This window comes from Mesorhizobium sp. M4B.F.Ca.ET.089.01.1.1, assembly GCF_004022605.1.
Lineage (GTDB): Bacteria > Pseudomonadota > Alphaproteobacteria > Rhizobiales > Rhizobiaceae > Mesorhizobium > Mesorhizobium abyssinicae.
In genome coordinates this window covers 1-4971 of the sequence record NZ_RZOS01000418.1, presented here as the reverse complement: position 1 = coordinate 4971, position 4971 = coordinate 1, and the positions used below count along the sequence as shown (strand labels likewise).

The 4971-nt window shown below is 64.9% G+C and carries 7 protein-coding genes; 5 read left to right on the top strand and 2 right to left on the bottom strand.

What is annotated here, in order from left to right; all coding sequences use genetic code 11:
* Positions 1–302, bottom strand: a 302-nt coding sequence (locus EN780_RS27415; protein WP_128275861.1) for an NAD-dependent epimerase/dehydratase family protein, incomplete at its 3' end; no start/stop codon positions are given.
* A gap of 923 nt (positions 303–1225) precedes the next feature.
* Positions 1226–1705, bottom strand: coding sequence for a carboxymuconolactone decarboxylase family protein (locus tag EN780_RS27410; RefSeq protein ID WP_187331187.1), 480 nt, complete (start codon positions 1703–1705; stop codon positions 1226–1228).
* A gap of 85 nt (positions 1706–1790) precedes the next feature.
* Here EN780_RS27410 and EN780_RS27405 point away from each other — a divergent pair, with 85 nt between their 5' ends.
* The 5 genes from EN780_RS27405 to EN780_RS27385 all read left to right on the top strand — a co-directional run.
* The gene (locus EN780_RS27405) at positions 1791–2486 is read left to right on the top strand and encodes a TetR/AcrR family transcriptional regulator (protein WP_128275860.1); all 696 of its coding nucleotides are present in this window, start codon (positions 1791–1793) and stop codon (positions 2484–2486) included.
* A gap of 16 nt (positions 2487–2502) precedes the next feature.
* A complete protein-coding gene (locus EN780_RS27400) occupies positions 2503–3126 on the top strand; it encodes a hypothetical protein (RefSeq protein WP_128275859.1) in 624 nt (207 codons plus the stop codon).
* Between the two features lie 7 nt (positions 3127–3133).
* Positions 3134–3982 carry a 23S rRNA (adenine(2030)-N(6))-methyltransferase RlmJ gene (locus tag EN780_RS27395; RefSeq protein ID WP_128275858.1) on the top strand — a complete coding sequence of 283 codons (849 nt, stop codon included), beginning with the start codon at positions 3134–3136 and terminating at the stop codon, positions 3980–3982.
* A gap of 190 nt (positions 3983–4172) precedes the next feature.
* Entirely contained in the window at positions 4173–4625 is a 453-nt protein-coding gene (locus EN780_RS27390; protein WP_127392423.1) for a hypothetical protein, read from the top strand.
* 113 nt (positions 4626–4738) lie between these two features.
* On the top strand, positions 4739–4971 hold a 233-nt coding region (locus tag EN780_RS27385; RefSeq protein ID WP_189556775.1), incomplete at its 3' end, for a LysE family transporter.

Here is a 4971-nt window from a genome sequence, read left to right as displayed (position 1 = left end):
GAGGCGGGGCAGGCGAGGTTGTATATCTCGTCGACGGCGAGATCCATCGGCAAGGCGTCGACGATGTCGTGCTTGATGCAGGTGAAGAACGGATCGCGATGCATGCCGTTGAGGTTGTAGCGCTTTCCGGTGTGGAAGTTGTCGAGGACGACGACTTCGTATCCGTCATGCAGCAGCCTCTCGCACAGATGCGAACCCAGGAACCCGGCGCCGCCAGCGACCAGCGCCCGGCCGCGATCGGTATTGGCACCCTTGCGACCACCCCTTGGGTCGAGCTTCACGACCTTCATCACCCTGCTCATGACTCCCCCTTACGCAGCACGCGCACCACCACCCCGGCCAAGCAAGAGCGTTGCTCGACCAAGTCCCGAAACAGTAGCGACCCTCAGCGTAAGCCGAGGCGCCATCACCCATGATGTGCGTAAAAACGTCTGAGTTTGCGGGAGCAGTGCCGTACGGCTTATTGGTTGCCGCTCAGCCCGCTATGCCCCGTGAATCGCGATCACGCGTCTGGTTGCCACCATCGCCGATCTTGCTCGCCCAAATTGCACACCCAACGCATATAAAAATATACCTATGGCGATTGTAGTCAACTAAATTAGCGATCCGTTAACCTCATACATTGGTGATTGGTTAATCATGCACCTTACGAATCGGGCTGCCTGCCGGTCCGGAATGGTGGGCGAAATCGGCTGCGGCCCCCGGCGAGGCAGGCTCTCTGGGAGCCTCGCAAAGCTTGTTGGCGAAGGGGCCAGCGGACTTGAAGGTGTCGACTTATCGAACCGGCAAATGCAGCGGGTGTCTGTCTTTCCGTGCGCTGCGGATGTGCTTTGCTCAATCTTGGGAAATACAGGTTTTCTTGACCAGGCTCCGTTCTATGTCGGTAAAGAGTTGGCGCGATTTCTGTCAGCACTCGCCCGGATCGCAAACAGGCGCGACGGCGCCGGACGGCGACTGCCGCATATCTCGCCGGGCAGGCGGGCGTGCCCGTCATCCGGGCGCCGCGGCCCGGTTTCAACCGGAACGGCGTGAGGTCTGCCACTCTGGGATGCATTGAACGGCCGGGCTTGATCCGGCGACCGAAGGGCGCAGCATGCCGCGCCGCGCGAGTTGGAGGAAGAGCGCGGTAGCCATCGGCGGCAGCAAGCAAGGCCCGCCGATGACGGGCCTTGTCGATCAACCAGATCCTTGCTGCCGGCGGGCTGCCCGCCGCCCCATTCCTCTCCTATTCGCCGCCCATTTCCTTCTTGAACTGCTCGAAATCGACCTGCATGCCGTTGAAGATGGTGCTCCAGTGGCGGGTTAGCGCAGCCATCGCCACAGCCTCCTGGATCTCCTCGTCGGTGGCGCCGGCGCGCTTGGCGTCCTGCGTGTCCGACCATATACAGTAGTTGCACGGGATCTGGGCGGCGACCGCCAGCGAGATCAGCGACTTGACCTTGGGCGGCAGCGCCGTCTTGTCGCTGAGCTCGATGGCCTTGACCTCGGCCCAGGCGCCGGGCAGACCGGCCTTCGGGAACTGCTTCACGAAGCTTGGCACGCCGCCCATGGTCGACTGGATGTCCTTGATGGTGGCGTCGTAGTCGTCGGCCTGGGCGGGCGCCGAGGCCAGGGTCAGGGTCAGCGCGCAAGCGGTAGCCAGCATGGATGCGGAGGCAAGGCGAAGGGAGGACTGTGTGATCGAAAGCGTGCGACGGGCCGACATGTTTTTCTCCTCTGGTGTTTGTTAGCCTTACGATGTAAGGTAGGGCAGAAAATGAACCTTACAGTGTAAGCTGTCAAGCGACGCCATGGACTCATCGATCAAAAAAAAGCGAGCGCGCGGCCGGCTGTCCCGCGAGATGATCGAGGACGCCGCCTTCGAGGTGATCGAACGGGAGGGCCTGTCCGGCTTTTCGATGCGAAAACTCGCCGCGGCGCTCGGCTGCGAGGCGATGAGCATCTATCATCACTATCCTTCGCAGGCGCATCTCTACGAGGCGCTGGTCGACCGGCAGATGAACGCGCTGGTGATCCCCGGCGAAGGCCTGCCCTGGCGCGAACGGGTCCGCGTCGGCATGCAGGAGTTCCGCCGCGTCGCGACCGAGCATCCGGCCTTCGCGCCGTTCATCGTCGTCTACCGCATGAACTCGCCGCCATGTCTGGCGAAGCTGAACAGCATCATCGGCCTGTTCGAGGCGGGCGGCTTCGGGGCCGAGCTCAGCGCCCGGCTGTTCCGTGCCGCTGGCTATTACCTGATGGGGGCGATCCTCGACGAGACCGCCGGCTATGCCAAGGGCCCGTCGGCGGTCACCACCGTCAGCAGCGAGGAGATGGCGCGGGATTTTCCCAGCGTCGTGGCGGCCGGGGCCTATTTCGGCACCGCCGGTTTCGACAAGACCTTCGATCTCGGCCTGGAGATGCTGCTGGACGAGATGGAGCGGATTCGCGATGGTGCCCGGGCCGCGACCGCAAAAGGTGGAAGCGATCGCGGCCACAGGAATTAGCTAGCCAAGGCCTTCGATGCGCTTCCTTTTCGTTCTTGTTCTCCTCGCCGGCGTCGCCATCGGCGTCCTCTATCCCTGGGCGATGAGCAATTTCTCCGGCCACGAGATCGGCACCTGGCGGGTCTACGAGCAAGGCCGGTTCCGGCCGGTGACGATCCCGCTTGCCGCGCGCGACGCGCCGCTGCGGGTGCTGGTCGACCTCACCGCTCGGGCCGAACGCATCGTCTCGCAGCAGCGCACCGTGCTGACGCTCACCGCCGCCACGGGCGGTCGCACCGAACTCGCCTCGACGCTCCAGTTCAACCACTCCGACAATCCGCGCCAGGCAAGCCCGCAACTGCCGGACAAGATCTTTCGCGACGAGGCAGGCGTGATCCAGACGGTCAGCGCCGGCCCCTATCTCTTCACCGTCGGTCCGGGCGATGCCGAGGATATCCCGATCAGGGCGGTGGATCTCGTGCTGCGTGCAGAGGCCGGCGCGATCGACGGGCGGGCGCGGCCGGCCGGCTATGCGCTGATGGCAGCCGGCTTGATCGGGCTGGTGCTTTCCTTCGCGTTCGGCGGTCGCGGCGGCCGGCCGCAGAACCCGAATTCGCAACCACCACCGCCGCGCTGGGGCCGCGGCGGCACGTCGAATTGAGCCCGGCATGAACTACCGCCACGCCTACCACGCCGGCAATTTCGCCGATGTCGTCAAGCATGCCGTGCTGACGCGACTGCTCGACTATCTGAAGCAGAAGGACAAGGCGTTTCGCGTCATCGACACGCATGCCGGCATCGGCCGCTACGATCTGTCGTCGGTTGAAGCGCAGAAGACCGGCGAATGGCTGGGCGGCATCGGCCGGCTGGTGGGCGCGGATCTGGATGCCAGGGTCGCCGGCCTGCTGGCGCCCTACCTCGAGGCCGTTCGCGCCGTGAACCCCGAAGGCGGGGTGAAGAACTATCCCGGCTCGCCTCTGATCGCCAGGCACCTGCTGCGCAAGCAGGACCGGCTGACGGCGATCGAACTGCATCCGCAGGACGCGGAGCGGCTCAAAGCAGTCTTCGCCGGCGATTTCCAGACCAGGGTGATCGAACTCGACGGCTGGCTGGCGCTCGGCGCGCATCTGCCGCCGAAGGAGAAACGCGGCCTGGTGCTCGTCGATCCGCCTTTCGAGGAGGACGGGGAGTTCGCCCGCCTCGTCGACGGGCTGTCGAAGGCGCACAGGCGCTGGCCGGGCGGCATCTACGCGCTCTGGTATCCGATCAAGGACCGCAAGGCGGTCGCTGCCTTCAGGGCGGCGCTGAAGAATGCCGGCATCCCCAAGCTGCTCGACATCGGCTTCGAGATCCGGCCGGCATCAGCCGAGCCCAGCCTCGACGGCACCGGCATGGTGGTGGTCAACCCGCCCTTCACGCTGGAAAGCGAGTTGCGCCTGATGCTGCCGGCCCTGCACAAGGCGATGGCGGTCGCGCAGCCGTCGCGCTGGACGATTGACTGGCTGGCGGGCGAGTAGCCCGCCCACTTCAGGCCGGGGCGCTAGCCAAGCGGGAAGGTGTTGCCGGCTTCGGCCGCGCGGTGCCTTGAGGACTGACGATCGACCGCCGATGCCGCTGGCCATGCCTTGGAAACCATTGCCAGCGCAACCGCTTGACCGTTGAGCGGCGAATCCGCACAGTGCGCGCAATCGACCTTGAGAGGCTGCCATGACTCGCTTCGCTCGTTCCGCTCTTGCCGCCCTGATTTCGCTCTGCACGCCGCTTGCCACGTCGCTCGGCTTCACCCAGGCGGCGCATGCCGCAGACCTCGCCGTCTATTCCGAGGAGGACGGCGGCATCTGCGGCGAGGCCTGGGTGCTGAACAAGATCACCAACCGCTTCGCCTATCAGGTGCGCCACGTGCCGCATCTGCCCGATGTCGCGATCACCGATTTCAGCCGCATCCACCAGCACCGCTACCTGCCGGCCAGCGAGGAATGGCCGATCGGCCGCCGCTATTGCGGCGCCACGGTCAGCCTGTCCGACGGTCGCGCCCGCACCATCTGGTACCTGATCGAGGAAGGCCAGGGCTTTGCCTCGATCGGCGACAATGTCGAATTCTGCGTTTCGGGCTTCGACCGCTGGATGGTCTATAACGGCCGCTGCCGCGTGCTGCGCTGAGCCAGGCGCAAGCGCGGTTGTCGTAGCGAAGATCCGGCTTTGCCGGCTTTCGCCGCGTGGCAAATCGGCTAACCTGATCTCCCGAGAGCGATTGATCACACTCGGGAGTTTTCATGGACATTGCGACCCTGCTTGCCTTCGCGGCGGCCTTCTTCGTCTTTGCCGCGAGCCCAGGTCCGGACAATATGACGATCGTTGCCCGCACCATCTCCAATGGCGCCGCGTCGGGCATCGCTTACGGCGCGGGCACGGTGGTCGGCATCCTCATCTTCCTGGCGCTCGCCGCCTTCGGCCTGTCGATCATCGCCGCCAAGATGGCGATCGTCATGACCATGCTGCGCTATGG

Excerpts from the sequence above, each read along its gene's own strand:
- EN780_RS27410 (WP_187331187.1), bottom strand. The coding sequence starts at position 1,705 with ATGTCGGCCCGTCGCACGCTTTCGATCACACAGTCCTCCCTTCGCCTT.
- EN780_RS27405 (WP_128275860.1), top strand. The coding sequence starts at position 1,791 with ATGGACTCATCGATCAAAAAAAAGCGAGCGCGCGGCCGGCTGTCCCGC.
- EN780_RS27400 (WP_128275859.1), top strand. The coding sequence starts at position 2,503 with ATGCGCTTCCTTTTCGTTCTTGTTCTCCTCGCCGGCGTCGCCATCGGC.
- EN780_RS27395 (WP_128275858.1), top strand. The coding sequence starts at position 3,134 with ATGAACTACCGCCACGCCTACCACGCCGGCAATTTCGCCGATGTCGTC.
- EN780_RS27390 (WP_127392423.1), top strand. The coding sequence starts at position 4,173 with ATGACTCGCTTCGCTCGTTCCGCTCTTGCCGCCCTGATTTCGCTCTGC.